At 67.1% G+C, this 22716-nt stretch carries 18 protein-coding genes, 1 tRNA gene and 3 pseudogenes; 4 read left to right on the top strand and 18 right to left on the bottom strand.

What is annotated here, in order from left to right; genetic code table 11:
- Positions 1 to 54 precede the first annotated feature (54 nt).
- The 9 genes and pseudogenes from IEY07_RS15340 to IEY07_RS24480 form a co-directional block, all read right to left on the bottom strand.
- A complete protein-coding gene (locus tag IEY07_RS15340; protein ID WP_188896261.1) occupies positions 55 to 1641 on the bottom strand; it encodes an ABC transporter permease in 1587 nt (528 codons plus the stop codon).
- On the bottom strand, positions 1638 to 2564 hold the full coding sequence (locus tag IEY07_RS15345) for an ABC transporter ATP-binding protein (RefSeq protein ID WP_229670155.1): 927 nt from the start codon (positions 2562 to 2564) through the stop codon (positions 1638 to 1640). The genes IEY07_RS15340 and IEY07_RS15345 overlap by 4 nt, the downstream gene beginning before the upstream one ends.
- A 459-nt stretch (positions 2565 to 3023) precedes the next feature.
- A complete protein-coding gene (locus tag IEY07_RS15350) occupies positions 3024 to 3929 on the bottom strand; it encodes an aminotransferase class IV (protein WP_188896263.1) in 906 nt (301 codons plus the stop codon).
- Positions 3930 to 3994: 65 nt separating this feature from the next.
- A complete protein-coding gene (locus tag IEY07_RS15355) occupies positions 3995 to 5431 on the bottom strand; it encodes an Ig-like domain-containing protein (protein WP_188896264.1) in 1437 nt (478 codons plus the stop codon).
- A 121-nt stretch (positions 5432 to 5552) separates the two neighbouring features.
- Complete coding sequence (locus IEY07_RS15360; RefSeq protein ID WP_188896265.1) at positions 5553 to 6881, bottom strand: MATE family efflux transporter; 1329 nt, start codon at positions 6879 to 6881, stop codon at positions 5553 to 5555.
- A 5-nt stretch (positions 6882 to 6886) separates the two neighbouring features.
- Positions 6887 to 7654 carry a 3-hydroxyacyl-CoA dehydrogenase gene (locus IEY07_RS15365; protein WP_188896266.1) on the bottom strand — a complete coding sequence of 256 codons (768 nt, stop codon included), beginning with the start codon at positions 7652 to 7654 and terminating at the stop codon, positions 6887 to 6889.
- A 33-nt stretch (positions 7655 to 7687) separates the two neighbouring features.
- Entirely contained in the window at positions 7688 to 8854 is a 1167-nt protein-coding gene (locus tag IEY07_RS15370; RefSeq protein ID WP_188896267.1) for a thiolase family protein, read from the bottom strand.
- Positions 8855 to 8969: 115 nt separating this feature from the next.
- The gene (locus IEY07_RS24220) at positions 8970 to 9200 is read right to left on the bottom strand and encodes a cell division protein CrgA (protein ID WP_268239227.1); all 231 of its coding nucleotides are present in this window, start codon (positions 9198 to 9200) and stop codon (positions 8970 to 8972) included.
- Between the two features lie 15 nt (positions 9201 to 9215).
- Positions 9216 to 9533, bottom strand: a pseudogene (locus IEY07_RS24480) (cell division protein CrgA); the annotation flags it as partial.
- 242 nt (positions 9534 to 9775) lie between these two features.
- On the opposite strand from IEY07_RS24480, the gene IEY07_RS15380 reads away from it, so the two are divergent.
- A complete protein-coding gene (locus IEY07_RS15380; RefSeq protein WP_188896269.1) occupies positions 9776 to 10576 on the top strand; it encodes a DUF881 domain-containing protein in 801 nt (266 codons plus the stop codon).
- 30 nt (positions 10577 to 10606) lie between these two features.
- Entirely contained in the window at positions 10607 to 11254 is a 648-nt protein-coding gene (locus IEY07_RS15385) for an aminodeoxychorismate/anthranilate synthase component II (RefSeq protein ID WP_188896270.1), read from the top strand.
- Positions 11255 to 11360: 106 nt separating this feature from the next.
- Here IEY07_RS15385 and IEY07_RS15390 read toward each other — a convergent pair whose 3' ends face one another.
- From IEY07_RS15390 to IEY07_RS15425, 8 genes and pseudogenes are all read right to left on the bottom strand, one after another.
- Positions 11361 to 12221: a sugar phosphate isomerase/epimerase family protein gene (locus IEY07_RS15390; protein WP_188896271.1), complete on the bottom strand. Its 861-nt coding sequence runs from the start codon at positions 12219 to 12221 to the stop codon at positions 11361 to 11363.
- Positions 12222 to 12359: 138 nt separating this feature from the next.
- Positions 12360 to 13028: an alpha-ketoglutarate-dependent dioxygenase AlkB gene (locus IEY07_RS15395; RefSeq protein ID WP_188896272.1), complete on the bottom strand. Its 669-nt coding sequence runs from the start codon at positions 13026 to 13028 to the stop codon at positions 12360 to 12362.
- Positions 13029 to 13086: 58 nt separating this feature from the next.
- Positions 13087 to 14970: a Stk1 family PASTA domain-containing Ser/Thr kinase gene (gene pknB / locus IEY07_RS15400; RefSeq protein WP_188896273.1), complete on the bottom strand. Its 1884-nt coding sequence runs from the start codon at positions 14968 to 14970 to the stop codon at positions 13087 to 13089.
- A 133-nt stretch (positions 14971 to 15103) separates the two neighbouring features.
- Positions 15104 to 16552 carry a peptidoglycan D,D-transpeptidase FtsI family protein gene (locus IEY07_RS15405; protein WP_188896274.1) on the bottom strand — a complete coding sequence of 483 codons (1449 nt, stop codon included), beginning with the start codon at positions 16550 to 16552 and terminating at the stop codon, positions 15104 to 15106.
- A gap of 137 nt (positions 16553 to 16689) precedes the next feature.
- Positions 16690 to 18039: pseudogene (locus tag IEY07_RS15410) on the bottom strand (FtsW/RodA/SpoVE family cell cycle protein); the annotation flags it as partial.
- Positions 18040 to 18041: 2 nt separating this feature from the next.
- Entirely contained in the window at positions 18042 to 19718 is a 1677-nt protein-coding gene (locus IEY07_RS15415; protein WP_188896276.1) for a PP2C family protein-serine/threonine phosphatase, read from the bottom strand.
- A gap of 4 nt (positions 19719 to 19722) precedes the next feature.
- The gene (locus IEY07_RS15420) at positions 19723 to 20196 is read right to left on the bottom strand and encodes an FHA domain-containing protein FhaB/FipA (protein WP_188896277.1); all 474 of its coding nucleotides are present in this window, start codon (positions 20194 to 20196) and stop codon (positions 19723 to 19725) included.
- Positions 20197 to 20207: 11 nt separating this feature from the next.
- Positions 20208 to 20936, bottom strand: a complete 729-nt coding sequence (locus IEY07_RS15425) for an FHA domain-containing protein (protein WP_188896278.1) — start codon at positions 20934 to 20936, stop codon at positions 20208 to 20210.
- A gap of 203 nt (positions 20937 to 21139) precedes the next feature.
- On the opposite strand from IEY07_RS15425, the gene rbsK reads away from it, so the two are divergent.
- Complete coding sequence (gene rbsK, locus IEY07_RS15430; protein WP_188896279.1) at positions 21140 to 22072, top strand: ribokinase; 933 nt, start codon at positions 21140 to 21142, stop codon at positions 22070 to 22072.
- Positions 22073 to 22235: 163 nt separating this feature from the next.
- A tRNA-Leu gene (locus IEY07_RS15435) sits at positions 22236 to 22318 on the top strand.
- A 38-nt stretch (positions 22319 to 22356) separates the two neighbouring features.
- Here IEY07_RS15435 and IEY07_RS15440 read toward each other — a convergent pair.
- A pseudogene (locus IEY07_RS15440) lies at positions 22357 to 22716 on the bottom strand (hypothetical protein); the annotation flags it as partial.

Consider the following 22716-nt stretch of genomic DNA (forward strand, 5'->3'; position numbering starts at 1 on the left):
TCTCTTTTCGTACGGCGTTGATCGATTGCTGATCGATGGTCGCTCGATTGTGCCTCAGCCGATGTCCCGCCGCGCAAAGCGCCACCAGCCGAAAGCCGTCACGACGAGGGCGATCCCGGTCATGACCAGGAGTGGTGTCCAGTTCATGGCGGCAGCGGGAAGTTGCGGCACGTGGGCGTACGGAGAGATCCTGACGAACCAGTCCGGCAGATCGAGGAGCTCCCCGACGAGGCTGATCACCAGACAGAGCGCCGGCAGAATCCAGCCGATCACCGCCCAGCTGCGGCGCAGCGCGAACAGTGCCGCCGCAACAGCAATGACCAGCCAGGCTGCTGGTGTGTAGACCAGCGCCGCGGGAACGATCCTGCCGGTGTGCGATCCGGCGGGCGCACCGGCGGCACCGACACCGATCCAGAGGAAGAATCCGGCGACCAGCAGCAACCAGAGCACGCCGCCGAAGGCGACCAGCGTGGTCGCGGCGAACCAGCGACTGCGCGAGGTTGCGGTCGCCAGCACCTCTTCGGTGCGTCCGTCGGCCTCGTCGCCGCCGGAGTGTGCGATCACCGAGATCGCGAAGCAGACGACGATGATCGCCACCAGGGACAGGACCGCGGTGATCAGCGTGTCCGCCATCGCTCCCGGGCCGCCGAGCCGGGCGATGATCTGCTCCGCGTCCGGGCTATCGAGCAGGTTGCTGACACCCGGCGCGATGGCACCGAAGATGATTCCCAGAGCGGCGAAGGCGAAGGACCATACGCCGATCGCACCCTGGTTGACGCGGACCGCGAGCGAGATGGCGTCGCCGAGCCGAGGCGAGCCGGTCGCGCGACCGGGTCTGGCGGCGACCATGCCGGAACCAAGATCACGACGGGATCGCAACAGCTGGGCGACCGCGACCAGCAGGACGAACGAGCCGAGGTAGAGGGCCAGCATCCACCAGCGCGGCTCCGACCAGGCGCGGAAGCGGGTGTTCCAGCCGAAGGGCGACAGCCAGGACAGCCACTGTGCCGAGATGTCACCGATCGCTCGCACCACGAAGAGGACGGCGATCGCGCCGGCGGCGATCGCGGCGCAGGTCCGTGCGCTGGCCGCGAGCTGACAGGAGACCAGGGCCAGACCGGTGCTGACCAGTCCGATCCCGACCCAGGTCGCGCCGAAAGCCAATGAACCGGCTGTCGGCAGTGCTCCGCCGATCGCACCGAGGGCAGCGAGCAGGCCGAGGACCAGGCTGACGACCGCGCCCTCGACGATCGCCGAGAACATCGGGGCGTTGCGACCGACGGCGGTGCCGGCGATCAGTTCCAACCGCCCGCTCTCCTCCTCGACCCGGGTGTGACGGCGGACCAGGATCACCATCAGGATCGCGACGAAGATCGCGTACAACACGGTTGCCTTGGTCATCGCGAGTTCGCCGATGCTGTGTACGTCGAGGATCGGCCCGTACAGCGCGACTATGGCCGGGTTGCTGTTGATCGCCTGCGCCGCCTGGACTCGTTCTGCGGTGGTCTTGTAGAGGGCCGGGACTGCCGCGGCGGAGACGTACACGAACAACGCGAGCAGGACAATCCAGATCGGAGCGATCAACCGATCGCGACGAAGTGCTTGCCTGGTGAGGATTCCGGTCCCGGTGTAGGTGCTCATCTGCGAGCCTCGTCGACGAGCTCAGGGGTTGTCGCGTCCTGGCGATAGGCGTCCAGGAAGAGCTCCTCGAGGCTCGGAGGGGCCGATGTCAGGGACTGGATACCTGCGGCGGTGAGGGAGGTGAGAACAATGGGCAGGGCGTCCGGATCGACCGTACAGGTGATCTTCTGGCCGTCAACATCAAGATCATGGACGCCATCGGCCATCAGGTCAGGCACCTGACCATCGACAACAGCGGTGATCTTGGAGCGGCGTAGCCGGCGCAGTGACTCGAGGGTGCCGGACTCGACCGCCTGGCCGGCCCGGATGATCGTCACCCGGTCCGCGAGCCGCTCGACCTCGCTCAGGATGTGGCTGGACAACAGCACCGTCGCGCCCCTGGCCTTGTGCTCGCCGAGGCACTCGTTGAACACCTGCTCCATCAGTGGATCCAGACCGGACGTCGGCTCGTCGAGGACCAGCAGGTCGGGCTCGGTCGCGAAGGCGGCCACCAGCGCCACCTTCTGCCGGTTGCCCTTGGAGTAGGCCCGGCCCTTCTTGGTCGGATCAAGATCGAATCGCTCGATCAGCTCCTCGCGTCGGGAGGATTTCGGGTCGCCGTCGCGCATCCTGATCAGCAGGTCGATCGTCTCGCCGCCGCTCAAGTTGGGCCAGATCGCCACGTCGCCGGGGACGTACGCCAGCCGCCGGTGGATCGGCACCGCCTCCCGCCAGGGATCCAGCCCGAAGACGCGGGCGCTTCCGCCGTCGGTGCGCAGCAGACCGAGGAGCACGCGGATCGTGGTGGACTTGCCGGCCCCGTTGGGTCCGAGGAAGCCATGCACCTCGCCGGCCGTGACGCTGAGGTCGAGTCCGTCGAGCGCACGGAAGCGACCGAAATTCTTGACCAGACCCCGTACGTCGATGACGTGTTCAGTAGTCACGTCACTGACGTTAGCACTCTTCACACATTTGTGAAGATCGGGAATTGCCTGGTGGGTCACATCGCCGATCGCCGCGATCGGGCGCTCCATCGTCCTGGTTTGTCGTCCTGGTTTGTCGTCCTGGTTTGTCGTCTCTGATCGTCCGAGCCTTGCTTCCCTTCGGCGCCGCCTCAGGAGCCCCTTGCCTCAGCTCCGTACGCCAGCCTCCCTTCGAACGGGAGCAGGGGTAGGTCAGTGGAGCAAGGGTCTCTCGACACGGCCCGAACGGAAGCAAGGGCGCCTGGAAGGGAGGCAAACAGGGCGTCGGGCGTGAATGGGGCGCCGTCGGGAGGCGGGCTCCGTACGAACTGGTGCCGGATCGACGAACTGGTGCTGGATCGACGAACTGGTGCGGGAAGCAGGCAACCCGCGGCGGAACGCGTTGTAGTGAAGCGGCGGACGAGCTGGGGGAAGCGACGGTCAGAGCGAGCGTTCGACCAGGCGCTTCAGCAGTTCCTGTGTCAGCTCGTGATCGTGGTCCAGCGGATTGCCGTCCAACTCGACGACCGCCGAGATCTGCTGTCCGCTGGACACCATCCACAGACCATCGGCCGCGGTCAGCTCGTGCTGTTCGACGTAGCGATAGTCGGTCGCGTAGCCCATCGACTCGATGATCCCGAAGAGCGCGTGCTGGGTGGTGCCGACCAGGATGCCCTGATCGGTCCGCGGTGTGACGAACGTGTCGCCGGACTTGAGGATGACGGTCGAGTTCGGCCCCTCGAGAACGTATCCGTCAGAGCTGATGAAGATCACCTCGTTGGCCCCGCGGCGCTTGGCCTCGCGGATCACGGCGCGGTTGACGGCGTAGGAGAGGGTCTTGGCGCCCTGTAGCAGCCACGGCGAGGTCTGAGCGACGTCGTGCCGGTAGCCGCGATCCAGGGTGACGACCTTGACGCCGCTCTGCTGACGCGCGGTGTAGTCGTCGCCGACGAAGGCCAGCGCCCACGCCGTCGGCTCCTCGACCCCCTCGATGCCGCGGGTGACGATCAGCTTCACCATGAAGAACGGCACCTGTTCGTGCTCCCGGGCGGCCAGCCGGACGCCTTGCTCGATCACGTCCAGATCGAGCTCGGGCAGGTCGAGCAGCTTGGCCGAGCGGGCGAGCCGGCTCAGGTGTGGTTCCACCGCCTGGACCGTGCCGTGGGACACCCCGAACGCCTCGAAGATGCCGTCCCCGCGGGTCACTCCGAGGTCGGTGACGTTGATTTGCGGCTGGTCGGGATCGGCGAGCCGCAACCGGTCACCGGACTGTTCGACCGTGGAACGCTCGGCGCCCGCAGGCAGCTTGATCGCCGGATCGATGATCACCAGGACGGGTTTGGTCACGCGGCGATTGAATCACGGTCCGGTCGTGTTGTCAGCATCGGTCCCGGTGACCGGGTGCACCGCGATCAGGGCTTGACGGTGATGGTCACTCCGGCAGCGGACGACGTGCTGATCCCGTTGCCGACGGTGAAGGTGAATTTGTCCTTGCCGTGGAAGTTCTTGTTCGGCGTGTAGATCGCGGTGCTGCCCGACCGGGTGACCTTGCCGTGCTCCGGCTGCTTCTTGATCTTGAAGGCCAGCGCGGTCGGATCCTTCGGCACGCCCTTCGGGGTCGGGGTCTTGGTGCCCGACAGTTTGATCTTGACCTTCTTGTTCTCGGTGGTGCTGGCCGACTTTGCCGTGGCCTTGGGCTTCGCGCCCTGGACGACGTCGAACAGGTGCTCGATCTTGGACCCGAAATACGGTCCCCACATGTTGTACTTGGGGATCTTGTACGTGCTGCGCTGGGCGGCGGTGACGGTGTAGCTGAAGGAATTCACCGAGATCTGGGTTCCGGTGCCCTTGCTCGCGTTGAAGTTGTAGAACCACGGGCCGCCTGAGGCGCCGGCCGTCAGGTTGCTCTTGACAACCTGATCATGGCTGCCGTTGGGATCGTCGGTCGCGCTGCTGTTGCCCTTGCCCGAGCCGTTGGCGTCGGCATTGATCGCGTTGCCGGCCGAATAGTCCAGCACCTTGCCGTTGTACGGCGACAGCTGCGGATAGCCGAAGTTGACGACCCGCTTGTGCCGCCCGAGGTTGAATCCCAGGCCCTGGCTGCCCTGGGCGTTGGCGACCAGCGAACCCTTGTGCGGGCCGTTGATCTGGCCGCCGACAATCGCCATGCCGACGTCGTAGTTGAAGTTGGCGGCCTTCACCCAGTGCACCGACGCGCGCAGCTTGACCGCCGGGTATTCGCCGTACGGCGCCGGATTCTTGGCGGTGCCCTTGAATCCGGGGACGAAGATCCAGTGGGTCACATATTTGCCCGGGGTCTTCTGGTCGGCGTCGTTGATGCAGTGCCCGGCAGTGATCACGACTGCCTTGTTGTTGGCCGGCGCAACGCTGGCCGAGCAGGCATAGTTGCCGGCACCAGGGCGGCCCTTCGGCACGACGAAGAACACCTTTCCGGTGGTCTTGACGACTTTGCCGCCCTTGGTCCACTTGCCGCCGGTCTTGGTCGCGGTCGTGCTGGATGCGGCCGCCGCCTTGATGATCCGCTGCTTGCCGGTCACCGCAGGGTCGTCCTTGCCGGTGCCGGCGGTCCGATGGATGGTCGGCTTCTTCGCCGCGGCTGCGGGCTTGGAGCGCTGCACCGCCGTGATGTCCTTGGCCGCGCGCATGTTGCTGAAGTTGTTCCTGGTCCAGTAGTCGACCATGCTCGTCTCGGCAGCGGTCACCGGTGCGATCGGATCCGCCGGAACGGGGATCCGGATCGGATCGGCGTGTCCGATCTGGGCAGTGAGCGCGGTAACGGCGGTGGCCACCAGGCTGCCGGCGAGGACGGCTGCGATCGTGCGCTTCATCTGCTCTCCCTCGGCTGCCGACTCGTCATCAGGCCTGCACGCTAGCGAGCGTCACGGTCGATAGCAACCGAAGGCCCTTCCTCGGTGCGTCTGGTTGGTGAGCGGGTCTCGGTGCGTCCGGTCACATACCGGTGCGCATCCAGCCGCTGCCCCGGGCGCGTACGACCAGGGTCACCAGACGCGCCACGATGTAGCCGCCGTAGGCGACCCACAACCACACCAGACCGGCGTCCAGACCGCGGACCAGCAGTGCCAGCGGTAGGTAGGCGACAACGGCGATCAGCCCGGCCAGCGCCAGGTACTTCCCGTCGCCGGCGCCGATCAGGACACCATCCAGGACGAACACCACCGCCGCCACCGGAGCGATACAGGCCACCACCAGCAACACCCGGGCCAACAGCGCCTGTACGTGCGGGTCGGGGGAGAAGAGCTGGTCGTAGAGCGGCCGGGCGAAGGCCATGATCAGCCCGAAGGCCACGCCGCAGGCGACACCCCAGGCCATCATCCGGTCGGTCAGCCGTCGCACCATGGATACGTCGCCGGCGCCCAGGTAGCGCCCGATCACCGCCTGGGCGGCGATCGCGATCGCATCCAGGGCGAAGGTGAGGAAGGTCCACAGACTGTTGGCGACCTGATGGGTCGCCAGCCCGACCGCGCCCAGCCCCGCTGCCACAACCGTCGTGATCGTGATGCCGAGCTGCAGCGAGGCGGTCCGGAGCACCAGCCAGACGCCCGACCGGGCGGCGCTCAGCACGCCCCTCGGATGGAAACCGATCCGTACGCCATTGCGGCGCGCACCCCGGATGACGACCGTGGCCAGCACGACCGCGCTCGCGGTCTGGGCGATCAGGCTGCCGGTCGCCGAACCGGCGATTCCCAGATGCAGGCCGTAGACCAGGGTGATGTTGAGGATGATGTTGAGCAGATTCGCGGTGATCGCGATGATCAACGGTGTCCTGGTGTCCTGCAGCCCGCGCAGCACCCCGGTGGCCGCCAGCATCAGCAGCACCGACGGCAACCCGCAGGCCGCGACCCGCAGATAGCTGGTGGCTGCGGCTGCGACCCCGGGGCCGGCCGCGTACAAGTTGATCACCGTCGGCAGCAGCACCTGCAGGACACCGCCGAGCACCGCACCGAGCAGCACCGCCAGCGCCATCCCGTCGATCCCGCCGGACAACGCGGCGCGCAGGTCACCGGCCCCGAGTCGGCGGGCGACCGTGCCGGTGGTGCCGTAGGCGAGGAAGATGCTCAATCCGGTCAGGATGCCGAGCAGGTTTCCGGCGATCCCCAGGCCGGCCAGCTGGGTGGTGCCCAGATGGCCGATGATCGCGGAGTCGGCCAGCAGCAGCGCCGGTTCGGAAACCAGGGTCGCGAAGGCCGGCACGGCCAGCGCGAAAATCTCCCGGTCGATTCCCTTCGGCCGGGAGCCGGTCCGGCCCGAGCCGGGCACCGGACTCAGCGCGGGGCCATTCGGATCGCGCCGTCGAGCCGGATGGTCTCGCCGTTGAGCATCGGGTTGGCGATGATCGACTCCACCAGCTGGGCGTACTCCTCGGGTCGGCCCAGCCGGCTCGGATGTGGGACCTGGGTCGCCAGCGAGTCCTGGGCCTCCTGCGGTAGCCCGGCCATCATCGGCGTCTGGAAGATTCCGGGCGCGATCGACATCACTCTGATCTTGTGCTGGGCAAGATCACGAGCGATCGGCAGCGTCATCCCGACCACGCCGCCTTTGGATGCCGAATAGGCCGCCTGCCCGATCTGTCCGTCGTAGGCGGCGACCGAGGCGGTGTTGATGATCACGCCGCGTTCCTCGCCAACCGGCTCAAGCGTGATCATCCGTTCGGCCGCCAACCTGATCACGTTGAAGGTGCCGATCAGATTGACCGTGACGGTGCGCTGGAAAGCCTCGTACGGGAAGGGGCCCTTGCGGCCGACGACCCGGAAGACATCGGTGCCGATCCCGGCGCAGTTGATCACGAACCGCAACGCTCCCAGGCCCAGCGCGGTGTCCAGTGCTGCTGAGACCTGCTCCTCGGAGGTGACGTCGGTGGGTACGAAGACGGCTTGATCGCCGATCTTGTCTGCCGCTTCGTCGCCGCGTGGGCCGGGCAGGTCGACCAGCACGACCTTGGCGCCGAGACTGGCCAGCCGGGTCGCTGTCGCATTGCCGAGACCGGACGCCCCTCCGGTCACGATGGCCACGGTGTCGGAGTTGATCTCCATCGCTGTCCTCTCTAGACCCAGGATCAGTGCTCTTCAGCCCAACCGCTCGATGATCATGGCGTTGGCCATACCGCCACCTTCGCACATCGTCTGCAGACCGTAGCGGCCACCCGTCGCCTCGAGCTGGTTGACCAGGGTCGTCAGCAACTTCGTACCCGAGGCTCCGAGCGGGTGGCCGAGGGCGATCGCGCCGCCACGCGGATTGAGCTTGGCCGGGTCGGCTCCGAATTCCTGCAGCCAGATCAGCGGGACCGGCGCGAAGGCCTCGTTGACCTCGTAGGAGTCGATGTCGTCCAGGGTCAGTCCGCTGCGTTGCAGCAGCTTGTGGGTGGCCGGGATGATTCCGGTCAGCATGAAGAGCGGGTCGCTCCCGGTGACGGCGAAGGAATGGAACCGGGCGCGCGGGGTGAGGCCGAGAGCGTTCGCCTTCTCCTCGCTCATGATCAACGCCGCCGACGCGCCGTCGCTCAGCGGCGAGGAGTTGCCCGGCGTGATCGACCAGGTGATCTCCGGGAACCGCTCGTAGAGTGTCGGATCCTGGAAGGACGGCTTCAGTCCCGCCAACCTCTCGACCGTCGTCGAGGCACGGATCGTCTCGTCGGTGTCATGATCACCGATCGGCAGGATCTCGGTGCCGAAGGCGCCGGATGCGGTGGCGGCCGCGGCGCGCCGGTGGGACTCAGCCGAGTATTCGTCCAGCGTCTGCCGGTCAAGCTTCCACCGGGCGGCGATCAACTCCGCGCTGACGCCCTGGGGCACCAGCCCGTCGGGATAGCGGCCGTCCAAGGGCTCGTACGGATTCCTGCCGGCGAAGTTGGAGAACATCGGCACCCGGCTCATCGACTCGACACCGCAGGCGATGACGACGTCGTAGGCCCCGGCGATCACGCCTTGGGCGGCGAAGTGGGCGGCCTGCTGGCTGGAACCGCACTGCCGGTCGATCGTGGTCGCAGGGATGGACTCCGGCAGGCCGGCGGCCAGGACCGCGTTGCGCCCGGTGTTGGCGGCCTGCTCACCCGACTGGCTGACGCAGCCGGCGATCACGTCGTCGATCAGTTCGGGGTCGAGGTCGCTGCGTTCCAGGAGTCCACGCAGGGTCGTGGCCAGCAGTTCGACGGGATGGATTCCGGACAGTGCGCCACCCGGCTTGCCCTTGCCGGACGCGGTCCGGACCACGTCCACGATGACAGCGTTGCTCATGGTCATGAACCTACGGCACCTCAGGGTGCCCCGACCACCGGGCGAGGTGGTTGGGAGCGCAATGGTTATCCACAGGGTTATCCCCGGATGGGGAGAACTACAGCCGTGTAATTCGCTACTTCCAGAGCGTCGCGATGATGAACGCGCCGGCCATCCCGGCCATCCCGATCAGGATGTTCCAGTTGCCGAGGGTGTTCATGAACGGCACCGAAGACCCGGCGATGTAGTAGACGATCAGCCACGCGACGCCGAGCAGGCCGACGGTGATGAAGGTCGGCGGGACCCATCGCCGGGTGCCGATGGCGTACGGCGAGGTGGTCCGCGGCCGCAGCACCAGGTAGCCGATCGCCGCGACCAGGATCGCGCCGGCGCCGATCAGGATGTTCCACTTGCCGAGTCCGTGCTCGCCCGGGATCAGCTTGGGCGTGACGAAGTGGGCCACACCCCAGGCGGCACCGAGCACGGCCAGCACGATCGCCGCCGGCAGCAGCCAGCGGCGGCCCTTCGGCTTGGATTCCTGCTCGATCCGGCGGGACACCCGCTTGGCCGTGGCGCTCGCCGTGCTCTTGCTGGTGGCGGTCTTGCTGGTGGTCTTGCTGGTGGCGGACTTCGCATCCGACGTCGCCGAACCGGACGTCGTGGAGTCGGTCTTGTCGGCCGCGGAGGTCGCCTTCTTCACGCTCGGCGTGCCGGTTCTCGCGGTCGACGACGGCGCCTTGGAGGCGGACTTCGCAGCCTCGACGCGCTTGCGCTTGTCGTCGACGGACTTGCGGACTCTCGATTCAGGCAACGATCTCTCCTAGCAGGGGCCTGACAGGTAGCGTAGTCAATCCCGGTTGCAGAGCCACATTTCCTGCCTTCGGAGCAGCCCCACACACAGCAAACCGGGCACAGCAAACCGGGCACAGCAAAAGGAGAGCCGTGGAACGGCCGGTCGTCGAAAGGGTACGGCGGGCGCTCGTCCGTGCCCGGGTCCGGCAGCGGCTGCGGAACCGGCGGCACCGCTCGGGGAGGGTCCTCACCGGCGTGGTCTGCCTGGCCGCCTCACTGATGATCACGGTCAGCGCCATCAACGCCCGCGGGATCGACCTGCGCCCGGCCCGCAACACGGATCTGGTGAGCCTGGTGCAGTCGGAGTCCAAACGGAACGCCCAGCTTGCCCAGCAGGTCACCGATCTGCGCTCCCAGGTCGATCAGTTGGCGGCCCAGCAGGGCGATTCCGGCCAGGATGCCGCGCTCGCGCAGCGGACCGAGCAGGCCGGGCTGCAGGCGGTGACCGGTCCGGCGGTCACGGTCACCCTGGACGATGCACCGTCCGACGTCGCCTCCGACGGCATCGATCCGGATCTGCTGGTGGTGCATCAGCAGGACATCCAGGCGATCGTCAATCTGCTCTGGGAGGGCGGCGCGGAGGCGATGACGATCCAGGGCCAGCGGGTGATCTCGACCACCGGAATCAAGTGCGTCGGCAACACCGTGATCCTGCGTGGCATCCCGTACGCACCGCCGTACAGGATCAGGGCGATCGGCAACACCGCCCGCCTCCAGGCGACTCTGCAGAATTCGTCCTTCGTGCAGATCTTCCAGCAGTACGTCCAGCGCTATCGGATGGGCTATTCGGTCCGTACGACCTCGCGGGCGAAGTTCTCCGCCTACACGGGCGCTCTGGACCTGCAGTACGCCCACGCCCCCGGCTTGCCGTCGGCATCGCCGACCCGCTGAGCGTTAGGCGCCCCATGGAAGAATGACGCCGTGTCCGGACGCCCGTTGCGCATTCTGATCGTCGACAACTACGACTCGTTCGTCTACAACCTGGCCCACTACCTGGCCCAGGTCGGCGCCGAGGTCGACGTCTGGCGCAACGACGACGCCCGCTTCAGCGATCCCGACTACGCCGAGCCGTACGCCGGCATCCTGCTGTCGCCCGGTCCCGGCGTCCCGGAACAGGCCGGCGTCTGCGTCGACCTGATCGGCGACCAGGCGGGAAAGCGGCCGATCTTCGGAGTCTGCCTCGGACTGCAGGCGATCGGGGTCGCGTACGGAGGATTCGTCGGCCGGGCGCCGGAGATCCTGCACGGCAAGACCTCGCTGGTCCAGCACAACGACGTCGGCGTCTTCACCGGGCTGCCGTCGCCCTTCACCGCGACCCGCTATCACTCCTTGGCGATCAAGCCGGACTCGGTGCCGGATGATCTTGAGGTGACCGCCGTCACCGAGAGCGGCGTGATCATGGGCGTACGCCACCGGTCGCTCCCGGTCGAGGCGGTGCAGTTCCATCCGGAGTCGGTGATGACCGAACACGGCTACCAGCTGCTCGCCAACTGGCTGAAGATCTGCGGCGACGAGGATGCCCCGTCTCGTGCCGTCGGACTCGCGCCCCTGATGTCCGCGCGGTCCTGATCTCCCCCCATCGCCGAGGGGTCACTTATTCCCTGATCTCTGCGGTGTGTTGTCGCGGTCGTTCGCGACACGCGGGATATTTCAGGGAATTACTGACTCCTCGGCGTCAGAGGAGGTCCGAGTAGCCCAGCGAGATCAGGTGCTCGCGGGAGTCGGTCAGGCAGTCGAAGATGTCGCGGCCGTACTGATCATCCTGCTCGATCAGCAGGTACTCGGCACCGGCGTCGATTCCGGCCTCGATCACTCCGGCGAAGTCGAGGTTGCCGCTGCCGACCTCGGCGAACTGGACGATGTTGGTCCAGTGCTTCTGCCAGGTGGCGCGATCGCCGGACTTCAGGGCGGCGAACGCCTCGGCCGGCGGCACGGCGATCCGGTAGTCCTTCAGGTGCACAAGATCAACAAGGCCGACGTACTTGGTGAGCACGGTGACCGGATCCATCCCGCCGCGCTGCACCCAGTGCACATCGACCTCCAGCTTGAGCTCGGGAGCGTTGTCCTTGATCAGATCGAGGATGTGGACGCCGTCGACCCGGGCGAATTCGATGTGGTGGTTGTGATAGCTCAGGATGATGCCGTGATCGGACATCCGCCGGGCCATCTCGTTGGCGTCCGCGGCAAAGTTGATCAACGTCTCCTTGGACTCCAGTGCCTCCATCGGCAGCATGCCGATCCGGACCCGGTTAGCGCCGAGAGCCTGGCAGTCGGAAACGATCTTGTCGAAGGACTCTCGCAGCGAGTCGTTGCCACCGCCGCCGGTCGCACCCATCCCGGCTGAGATCGCCGCGACGCTCATCCCGAATTCGTCGTTGGCGCGGGCGATGTCGTCGCGGGTCTGGTCGGTCAGGGAGATCTGGGAGACCTCGACCACGCTGAAGCCGATGTCGGCCAGCTGCTTCCAGACGTCGTACGCCCCGCGGTCGGCAACCTGCTGTTTGAGCATCATCGCCTGCACGCCGATCTTGGCCACGGTCTGTCTCCTCACACGATTTTCGGTGCCGTCAACCTAGACCGACCGCCGGTGAGCTGCCCAGTGATTGCCACCGATTGCCAGATCGCCAACGCATGACTCGCCGCACAAATCAGGGAGTTTGTGACCCCTCGGCGATCAGCGGACGCCGCGGGGGCGGAACTGGATGCTGATCCGCGGTCCGACCGGCTTGGCGGTCTTGGTGATCGCGTGCTCCCAGGTGCGCTGGCAGGAGCCGCCCATCACGATCAGGTCGCCGTGGCCGAGCGGATATCTGGCCCAGGTCGTTGTGCTGCCTCGCGGTCGCAGCGAGAGCACCCGGGCGGCACCGACCGACAGGATCGCGACCATGGTGTCCTCGCTCTTGCCGCGTCCGATGGTGTCGCCGTGCCAGGCGACCGAGTCCCGGCCGTCGCGATACAGGCACATCCCGGCCGTACGGAACGGCTCACCCAGCTCGGCGCCGTAGTAGTCGCTCAGCATCGTCTTGGCCCGGTCGAGGACCGGATCGGGCAGCGCGTCGTCCTCGTCGTAGAAGCAGAGCATCCGCGGCACGTCGACCACCCGCTCGTACATCTGCCGGCGCTCGGCGTGCCAACCCACCCCCTCGACCAGCTTGCTCATCAATGCGTCGGCACCCTGGAGCCACCCCGGCCGGATGTCGACCCAGGCGCCCCGGGTCAGTGTCCGGCGCTCGACCGCACCGTCCAGCGGTGCGAGGTCGATGTCCTCGGCGAAGTCCAGCAGCGAATCCTGCAGATCCGCACTACGGGTACGAGATGTCGTCGCTACGGTGATCGCGCTCATGCATCGAGCCTAACACCGCTATCGGACAGTTGTTCGAATAGTTCCCCGGAGCCGAACGCTACCCCTTGGTCGGGGTGTCTGTCGGGCTGCTGCCCGGTGTCGGGCTGCTCGGGGTCGCCGGCGGTGTCGAGGCCGGAGGCGTCGGGGTCGGCGACGGGCTTGGCGGAGCCTTGGCGACGGTGAGCACGATCGTCGTGCCGCGCTTGAGCAGCGTGCCCTCGTCGTAGCTCTGGGCAATCACGATTCCCGGGGGATTGTCCTTGTTGACGACCTGCTTGGTCGAGGTCTTGAACCCGGCGGCCGCGGCATCATCCTCAGCCGGCCCGGCCTGTTTGCCCATCAGGTTGGGCACCTCGGACTTGCCGGTCGCAACGGTGAGGGTGATCTTGGTGTCCAGTGACACCGTCGTGCCCTCGTCGGGATCGATGGCCAGCACGTCACCCTTCTCAGCGTCCAGCGGCTCCGGCTGTTGGGCGTCCTGACGGGTGATGTCGTCGGAGCTGAAGCCGGCGTCCTTGAGCGCTGCCTCGACCTTCTTGACGTTCTCACCGACAAGATCGTCGGGGATGGTCGCCTGCTTGGGCCCGACGTTGATCTCGACCTTCACGGTGCTGTTCGGGTCGACCTTCACGCCCGACTTCGGATCCTGGTCGGTCGCGGTGTTCTTGGTGTCGTCGTCGGGACCGTTGACGCTGGTGATGTTGGGCGTCAGGCCCTTGGACTTGATCTCCGTCTCGGCCCGGGTGCGGTCCATCCCGAGCACGCTGGGAACCGTGATCTTGACTGGCGGACGTGCGGCCTGCGGCTTCTGGTTCTGCCACCAGTAGTAGCCGCCGGCCCCGAGTGCGGCCAGCACCAGCACGATCAGCACGACCAACAGCACCGCCAACCCGGTGCGCTTCTTGCGCGGCGGTTCGTCCTCGTCGAAGTCGTCGGGTCCGGATCCCGGCAGCATCCGGCTCGGGGTCTGGGCCACGGGTGCGGCCTGCGCCGGCACCAGCCGGGTGGCATCCGGATCCGGTCCGACCGGAACGGCAGGACGTACGGCGGTGGTCTGGGCGGCCAGCGCTGTGGTGACCTGTTCGCCGGCCAGCACCCGGTTGATGTCGGCCTTCATCTCCCGTGCCGACTGATAGCGGTCGTCTGGCTCCTTCTCCAGCGACTTGAGCACGATGGTGTCGATGTCGTGCGGGATCGACGGATCGATCCGGCTTGGCGGCACCGGCGCCTCTCGCACGTGCTGGTAGGCGACGCTGACCGGGGACTCGCCAGTGAAAGGTGGCCGGCCGACCAGCAGCTCATACATCAGGCAGCCGGCCGAATACAGGTCGCTCCGCGCATCCACGGTCTCGCCGCGGGCCTGCTCCGGCGACAGATACTGCGCGGTGCCGATCACCGCTGCGGTCTGAGTCATGGTGGCCGAGGTGTCGGCAACGGCCCGGGCGATGCCGAAATCCATCACCTTGACGTTGCCGGCCTGGGTCAGCATCACGTTGGCGGGCTTGATGTCGCGGTGCACGATGCCGGCCCGGTGGCTGTAGGTGAGCGCGTCCAGCACGCCCGCGGTCAGCTCGAGAGCCCGCTCCGGCAGGATCTTGCGTCCCTCGCGCAATACGTCGCGCAGCGTCGGCCCCTCAACCAGTTCCATCACGATGTACGGGACCAGGACGCCGGTCACCGGATCCGGCTCCTCGCCGGTGTCGTAGACGGCGACGATGTTGGGGTGGTTCAGGCCGGCTGCGGACTGAGCCTCGCGGCGGAACCGGGCCTGGAAGGTCGGATCGGTCGCCAGGTCGGTGCGCAGCTGCTTGACGGCGACCGGCCGGCCGAGCCGCTGATCGATGGCACGGCGTACCTCAGCCATGCCCCCGCGGCCCAGAAGCTCACCGAGTTCGTACCGTCCGCCCACCAATCGGTGTGCGGGCGTTTCGGACTCTGTCATCGGGTGGTTTCCTTTCGCCGGCGCCGGTCACGCCTTGTTCGCGGCCATAGTCTCATTGGGTCCGGGTTTGCTGACAACCGTCGAGCTGAGCGTCCCAGCCGTGCGGCCCGTACCGGAGCGCTGATCCCGCCAGTCACTTCTTCACCGCCGCCTCGATCATGGCCTTGGCCACCGGGGCGGCCAGGGCGCCGCCGGCGATGTCCTCGCGCGGGATGTTGGCGTCCTCGATGAACACCGCGACCGCGATCTGCGGATCGTCCGACGGCGCGATCGCGGTGAACCACGCGTACGGCTTGCGGGTCGGGTCGGACTGCGCGGTCCCGGTCTTGCCGCCGACGCCGATCCCGGGGATCTGGGCAGCAGTACCCGTTCCGTTCTGCACGACGCTGACCATCATCTGCTTGAGCTTGTTGGCGTTGTCCGCCGACAGCGGGCGGTCCAGCTCCTGCGGCTTGGTCCGGGACAGCACCTGCAGATCAGGGGATCGGACCTCGGAGACGATGTAGGGATCCATCAGCACCCCGTCGTTGGCGATCGCCGCCGAGACCATCGCCATCTGCAGCGGGCTCGCGGCGACCTCGTACTGGCCGATCGAGCACAACGCCAGCTGGGACTCGTTGATGTCGTCGGGGAAGACGCTGGCCGCAGCGCCGAGATCGCTCAGATGCCGGGAGCCGAAGCCGAATTTGCCCGCCTCGTTGCTCAGCGTGTCGGCGCCGAGCTTCAGGCCGATGCCCGCGTACGCGGTGTTGCACGACACGTCGAGAGCCTGGGTCATGGTGATCTTGGCGCCGCCGCAGGACTCGCCGTTCTCGTTGGAGAGATAGGTCGAGGTGCCCGGGAGCAACAGCCGGTTGGGCGAGGCGACCTTGCTGTCGGGGGTCAGTCCGCCCTTCTCCAGTGCCGCGGCGGTGGTCACCAGTTTGAACGTCGAGCCGGGAGGATAGATCTCGCGCGCGGCCCGGTTGGACATCGGGTTGTCGGGGTCCTTCACGGCTTTCGTGTACGCCTTGTTCGCGGACTCGATGTCGTGCGACGCGACGGTGTTCGGATCGAAGCTCGGCTTGGAGACCATCGCCAGGATCGCGCCGGTCTTGGGATCGATCGCGACGGCTGCGCCCTTCTGGTCGCCCAGGGCGTTGTAGGCCGCCTTCTGGACCGCGGGGTTGATCGTGGTCTGGATGCTGGCGCCCTGCGGCGGCTGGTTGGTCACCAGGTCGACCATCCGGCGTACGAACAGGCTGTCGTCGGTGCCCGCCAACTGGGTGTTGTAGGAATTCTCCAGTCCGGTGGTGCCGTGGTCGTAGGAGAAGAAGCCGGTGATCGGGGCGTACATCTTCCCGTCGGGATAGACCCGCTGGTACTTGAAGCGGTCGTTGGACGGCTTGCTGTAGGCGATCGCGGTATCCCCGGCCAGGATCGATCCGCGGTTCTGCGCGAAGTCCTCGTCGCGTGCCCGACGGTTGAGCTGGTTGGCATTCAGCGACGACTGCTCGAAGACCATGATGTAGGTGCCGTTGGCCAGCAACAGCGCGAAGAGCGCCATCACCAGGATCGACACTCGCCGGATCGGCTTGTTCATCGGTGGCCTCCTCGGACGTGGATCTGGGTGGGCTGGTCATCGTCGGCGGTACCGCCCGTGCCTCGGGTTGCCGGGATCGCCTGCGTCTCCTCGGAATCGGAGACCTGGCCCGGACGCTCGAAGATCAACTCGCCGCCGGGGTCGACATCCTGGGTGGTCGCCACCGGACGCCTGACCTGGTGGCTGATGATCAGCAACAGGCCGATCACCACCCAGTTGGCGATCATGGACGAACCGCCCTGGGACATGAAGGGCGTGGTCAGACCGGTCAGCGGCAGCAGCCGGGTGACACCGCCGATGATCAAGAACACCTGTAGCGCGAAGGAGAAGGACAATCCCGCGGCGAGCAGTTTCCCGAACGGCTCCCGGCAGGCCAGGGCGGTCCGCAGGCCGCGGGAGACGATCAGTCCGTAGATCATGATCACCGCGAAGAGCCCGGCCATGCCCAGCTCCTCGCCGAGCGAGGTGGCGATGAAGTCGCTGCGGGCCAACGGGGTCAGACCGGGACGCCCCTCGCCGAGCCCGCGGCCGAGCAGGCCGCCCCAGGCCAGGCCGAACTGGGCCTGGATCAGCTGGTACGACTCGTTGATGTTGGCGAACGGGTGCAGCCAGATGGCCACCCGGATCCGTACGTGGCCACGGGCGAAATAGCCGAAGACCGCTCCCGCCGCGAACAGCACCAGGCCGATCACCGCCCAGCCGGGCCGCTGGGTGGACACGTACAACATGGTCACGAACAGTCCGAAGAACAGCAGCGACGTACCAAGATCATTCTGGAAGACCAGCACCGCGAGGGTGGTCAGCCAGACCAACAGGATCGGACCAAGATCACGGGCTCGCGGCAGATCGATGCCGAGCACCCGCCAGCCGGCCAACGCCAGCACGTCCCTCTTCTCCACCAGGTAAGAAGCGAAGGCGATCGCCAGTAGCACTTTGGAGACCTCGGCAGGCTGGAAGCTCAGCGGGCCGAGGTGGATCCAGATCTGGGCCCCACCGACATCGCCGGAGGAGATGCCGGGAACCAGCGGCAGCAGCAACAACACCAGGCCGACCAGGCCGAGCGTGTAGGTGAATCCCTGCAGTGGCCGATGATCACGGATCACCGCCACCACGACGATCAACAAGGCGATGCCCAGGACGGTCCACAGCAACTGCTGGGTGGCGCCGGTGCTGGGCGGATCGTTGATCAGGTCGATCCGGTGGATCATCGTCAGGCCGAGCCCGTTGAGCAGTGTCGCACAGGGCAGGATCACCGGATCGGCGTAAGGAACCCGCCAGCGGATCGCCGCATGGGCCAGTAGCGGCAGGACGAACGCGATCACCGCGACCAGGGTGAGATTGGTCGGCAGATGGCCCTGCACATTCAGGTCGACCTGGGCGTAGGCGGCCAGTGACAGCGCCGAGGCGAAGAGCACCAGGAACATCTCGACGGTGCGGCGCTTGCGCGGCACCACAGTGACCATGGCCGGATTGTCAGTTGCGCTCATGATCAGCACTTCCCGTCGCCGGGCAGCTGACCGGATGCCGTCGGGGACTGGGTGGGCGTGGCCAGCACAGTCGGCGCCGGGGTGCTGTGCGTCTGTTTCGCGGTCGGAGTATGGGTCGTCGTCGGCGAGGGCGACGTGTGCGGCTTGGTCGTCGATTCGCCGGTGGCCTTGTGGGTCGGCTTGTGGGTCGGCTTGTGGGTCGGTGACGGCGAATGGGTCGGCGTCGGGCTGGACTTCGGGGTCTGTGGGGCGGTCGGCAGCGCGCACCGCGCGGCGGTCTCCTTCAGCTGCGACACCGTGGCACGGGCCGAGTCAAGGGTGCCGGCCTCGATCCCGTCGCGGACCATCCCCTGGTAGTAGGCGGGTAGGTCCGAGACCGCGAGTTGCTGCACCTCGTAGACCCGCGACAACGGCAAGCCCGGTATGGACTCGTTGAGGCCCTGGAAGATTGCGACCGCGTCCTTGTCGGCTCCGACGTAATACTGCGTACGCGTCCAGGCGAAGCCCGCGCCAGAGGCGACGGCCAGCACCAGCACGACGACCAGGGTCAGGATCAGCGGACGCCGCCAGCGGCGCTTGGCCGGCGGCTGCGGTGCGTAGCGATCTTCGTCCTCGCCGTCGTCGGCGTCCTCATAGTCCGAGTCGATGAAATCGTCGTCATCCGCATCGGCGGCGCGGCGGCTGGCCCGCTCGCGGATCTGTTCCTCCTCGCCGGGGACGTCCCGGTCGGACGCCGCTCCGAGCCGCTGCGGATGGTCCAGCGGGCCGTCGGCCTCCTGAGCGGATACACCGGCGGCGCGGGCATCAGCAGGGCCCGCGGCGGCCCGTCGACCGACCGGCCGGGCGACGATCGGCGAGCGCATGGCCGTCGACTCCGGATCGTCGTCGGTGGCCTCCAACAGGTCGGCGATGATGATCGTGATGTTGTCCAGTCCGCCCGCCATGTGCGCAGCGTCGACCAGCTGGTCCATCGCCTCCCGGCGGCTGGTGCCATCCAGCGCGTCGGCGATCTCGTCGTCGTCCACGAATCCGCACAGTCCGTCACTGCACAACAACAAGCGGTCACCGGCGTGCAGCGGGATGGTGCTCAGGTCGGGCTCGTTGGAGGGCTGTCCGTTGAGCACCTTCAACAACAGCGATCGGTGCGGATGGGCCGCGGCCTCCTCGGCGCTGATCTTGCCTTCGTCGATCAGCGACTGCACCCAGGAATGATCATGGGTCAGTTGCTCCAGGCGGCCGTTGCGGAAGAGATAGCCGCGGCTGTCGCCGATGTGTACCAGCCCGATGCCGTCGCCCTCGCGCACGACGGCCGTGACGGTCGTCCCCATGCCTTCCAGGGTGTAATCGGTGGTGACCAGGTCGGCGATCCTGGTGTTGGCCGCCGAGATCGCCGCCGTCAGTCGCTGCAGCTTGGTGTCGGCTTCGGCCGGACCCTCAGGCTCGGAATCCTCCCCGCCCGACTCCGAGTCGTGGTGATCACTCAGGTCGACATCGGCGATGGTGTCGACCGCAACCGCCGAAGCAAGATCACCGGCGGCGGCCCCGCCCATCCCGTCGGCGACCACCAGCAGATCGGCCGAGACCAGGCCGGAGTCCTGGTTGTTCTTGCGCACCAGGCCGATCTCGGAGTGGGCCAGATACTCCCAGGTCAGCCGCCGAGCGCTGTCGTCGGTGGCCATCGACTCAGGTCTCCAGCTTCAAGACCGTCTTGCCGATGCGGACGGTGTCTTGAAGCGTGATCGATGTCGGCGCGGTGATCCGCATGCCGTTGACGTAGGTGCCGTTGGTCGATCCGAGGTCCTCGATGTAGACGCCGTTCTCGCCGCCTGCCACGACTCGCGCGTGCCGGGTGGACACGTAATCGTCGTCGAGCAGCAGTTGGCAGTCCGCGCCGCGTCCGATCATGATCGTCCCGCCGGCGAGCTCGGCCTGGGTGCCCGCGGTCGGCCCGTTGGTGATCGTCATCACCCGCGGCTGGCCCTTCGTCCGCTTGGCCCGGCGTGGCCGGTCCGGCGTCTGCAGCTGACGGGCCCCGTCGGCGGACGGAACGGCACGACCGAAGAGGTCGCTGCGAATCACCGAGGCGACGAAGAGGATGAACAGCCACAGCAGCGCCAGGAACAGCACCTTGACGATCGTGAGGGTGATCTCGGACATGGGCTGATACCTCAGGCCCCGGCCGGTGTGTGCACCAGCATCCGGGTGTTGCCGATCTCGATCCGCGACCCCTCGCCGATCGCGGCCCGCTGCACCCGACGGCCATCGACCAGCACGCCGTTGGTCGATCCCAGGTCGATGATCTCCAGGTCCAGGCCGCCACCGCGGTTGGTCACCTGGATCTCGGCGTGCCGGCGCGAGATGCCGGGATCGTTGATTCGCAGGTCGGCATCGGTGCCCCGGCCGATCACCAGGCCCGGTGGCTTCAGCGGATGCCGCATCCCGTTGACCTCCAGCACCATCCGGCTGCGCAGCTGCGACACCGGGACCGCTGCCGGGCCGGCGGTGCGGGGCGCCGGATCCGTACGGGCGTCGACCGCCGACGAGCTCACCGAGAACCGGCCCGTGGGCAGCGTGTCGTCCAGCTCCAGATGGATCATGATCGGGCCGTTGAAGACGTAGCCCATGTCCTGGGCGTGCTGCTTCAGCTCGGGCAGCAGCTCGTTCATCAGGGTCTTGCCGTACGGAGCCAGCCGGTCATAGTCGTGCCGGGACAGTCGCACGACGAACTCGTTGGGAACCAGTCGTCGGTCGCGGGACAGCAGCTTCGCCTCGGCGTCCAGCTCGCGTTGCAGCCGGGCCGCGATCTCCACGGGCTGCACGTCGCCCTTGAAGGCGCGCGCGAAAACGCCGTTGACGGCGCCCTCGATGCGGCGCTCGAACCGGTCGAAGACTCCCACGCCCAACCTTTCCGTACGCTGCGGAGATCGGATGCTTCAGGCACCCGGTTGCGGGCGCGTGGCCCACGTGACAGAAGTTGATCGTATCCGGGACCGCGAAAAGTGCCGGAATCCGCCGCTCGAGCGTGTGCGTGCCGCCCGGACTCTTGGCAGACTCTCAGAGCGGATCCGGAGTCGATGGACAGACCAGGAGAATCAGACCAATGAGCCGTCCGAAGGTGTGCGTCGTCGGGGCGTCGAATATCGACCTGATCAGCTACGTGCCCCGATTGCCGGCACTCGGGGAAACGCTGCACGGCAGCACTTTCCGGACCGGTTTCGGCGGAAAGGGCGCCAATCAGGCGGTGATGGCGGCCAAGCTCGGCGCGGATGTGGTGATGGTCGGCAAGCTCGGCACGGACGATTTCGGCGATCGTACGCTCGCCAACTTTCGCGAACTGGGCATAGACACCTCACAGGTGTCTCGCAGCGACGAGGCGGCCACCGGCGTCGCCCCGATCATGGTCGCGCCGGACGGTAGTAATGCAATCGTGATCGTCACCGGTGCCAACGATCTGCTCGACGCCGACGACATTGCCGCTGCTCGGCCGTCATTCCGGGAGTCGGGCGTGGTGATCTGCCAGCTGGAGATACCCGTCGGGGTGACGCTGGCGGCGCTCCGGGCGGCCCGGGACGAAGGCACCCGCACCATCCTGAATCCGGCCCCGGCACGCGAGGACCTGGCACCGGAACTGCTGGGCAGCTGCGACCTGCTCTGCCCGAACCAGTCCGAGGCCGCCCTGCTGGCCGGGCATCCCGTCGACACGGTCTCACAGGCGGCGAACGCAGCGCGCGAACTGCTCGCCCGCGGACCGGGCGCGGTGCTGATCACGCTCGGCGGGGATGGGTGCGTGGTGGCCGACGAGGGCGGTGTCGACCAGATTCCGGGCGTGACCGTCGAGGCGGTCGACAGCACCGGCGCCGGAGACGCCTTCGTCGGTGCGCTCGGCTACTACCTCGCCCGGGGCGACGAGCTGCGCAGCGCAGCGAGCTGGGCCAACCGGATCGCGGCGCTGAGCGTGACCGCGCCGGGGACCCAGACCAGCTATCCGGAGCGAGTGGAGTTGCCGCCGGACATGCTCGCCAGCCTGGCGTGATAACGACGTCGTCCGCGTTCGCAGAAGGACCTGCGATGGGGGCGGTGAAGGCCAACCAGGGCGACGTTGTTATCAAGCTCTTCGATGCGGTGTTCGGGTTGATGTCGTGCTAATGTTTCGCGTCGGTTCGCATGGGTCTCCCGTCGGGTGTCATGCGGACAGCGCGCGAGTGGCGGAACGGCAGACGCGCTGGCTTCAGGTGCCAGTGCCCGAAAGGGTGTGAGGGTTCAAATCCCTCCTCGCGCACGCTGTGATGTCGCAAGACATCGGCATAGCCCGAACCCTCAGTTTGAGGGTTCGGGTTTTTGGTTTTTTGGGGGTCTGCCTGGTCGGGTGCCGAGGGGCTGGTAGTCGCGGTTTGGGTTGATGTCCAGTTCGCGGAGGAGTTCTCCGGTGGTGGCGTTGATGACTTCGACGTGGAGGTCGTGGACGAGTAGGAGAACGCGGGTTCGGGCGTGGGTTCGTCCGATGCCGATGTGGCGGAGTTTGCCGGCGACGCGGAGGGTGACGGAGCCGGATTTGTCGATGATGTCTTCTCGGACGCGGTCGTGGCTGTCGGTGCTGCGGTCGGTGCCGTGGCTGGTGGGGTTGGCCTTGGGGCGTGCGGTGTAGGCGGTGGCCGGGGTGGCTTGGTGAGGTAGTGA

This window comes from Microlunatus endophyticus (assembly GCF_014646195.1).
GTDB lineage: Bacteria > Actinomycetota > Actinomycetes > Propionibacteriales > Propionibacteriaceae > Microlunatus > Microlunatus endophyticus.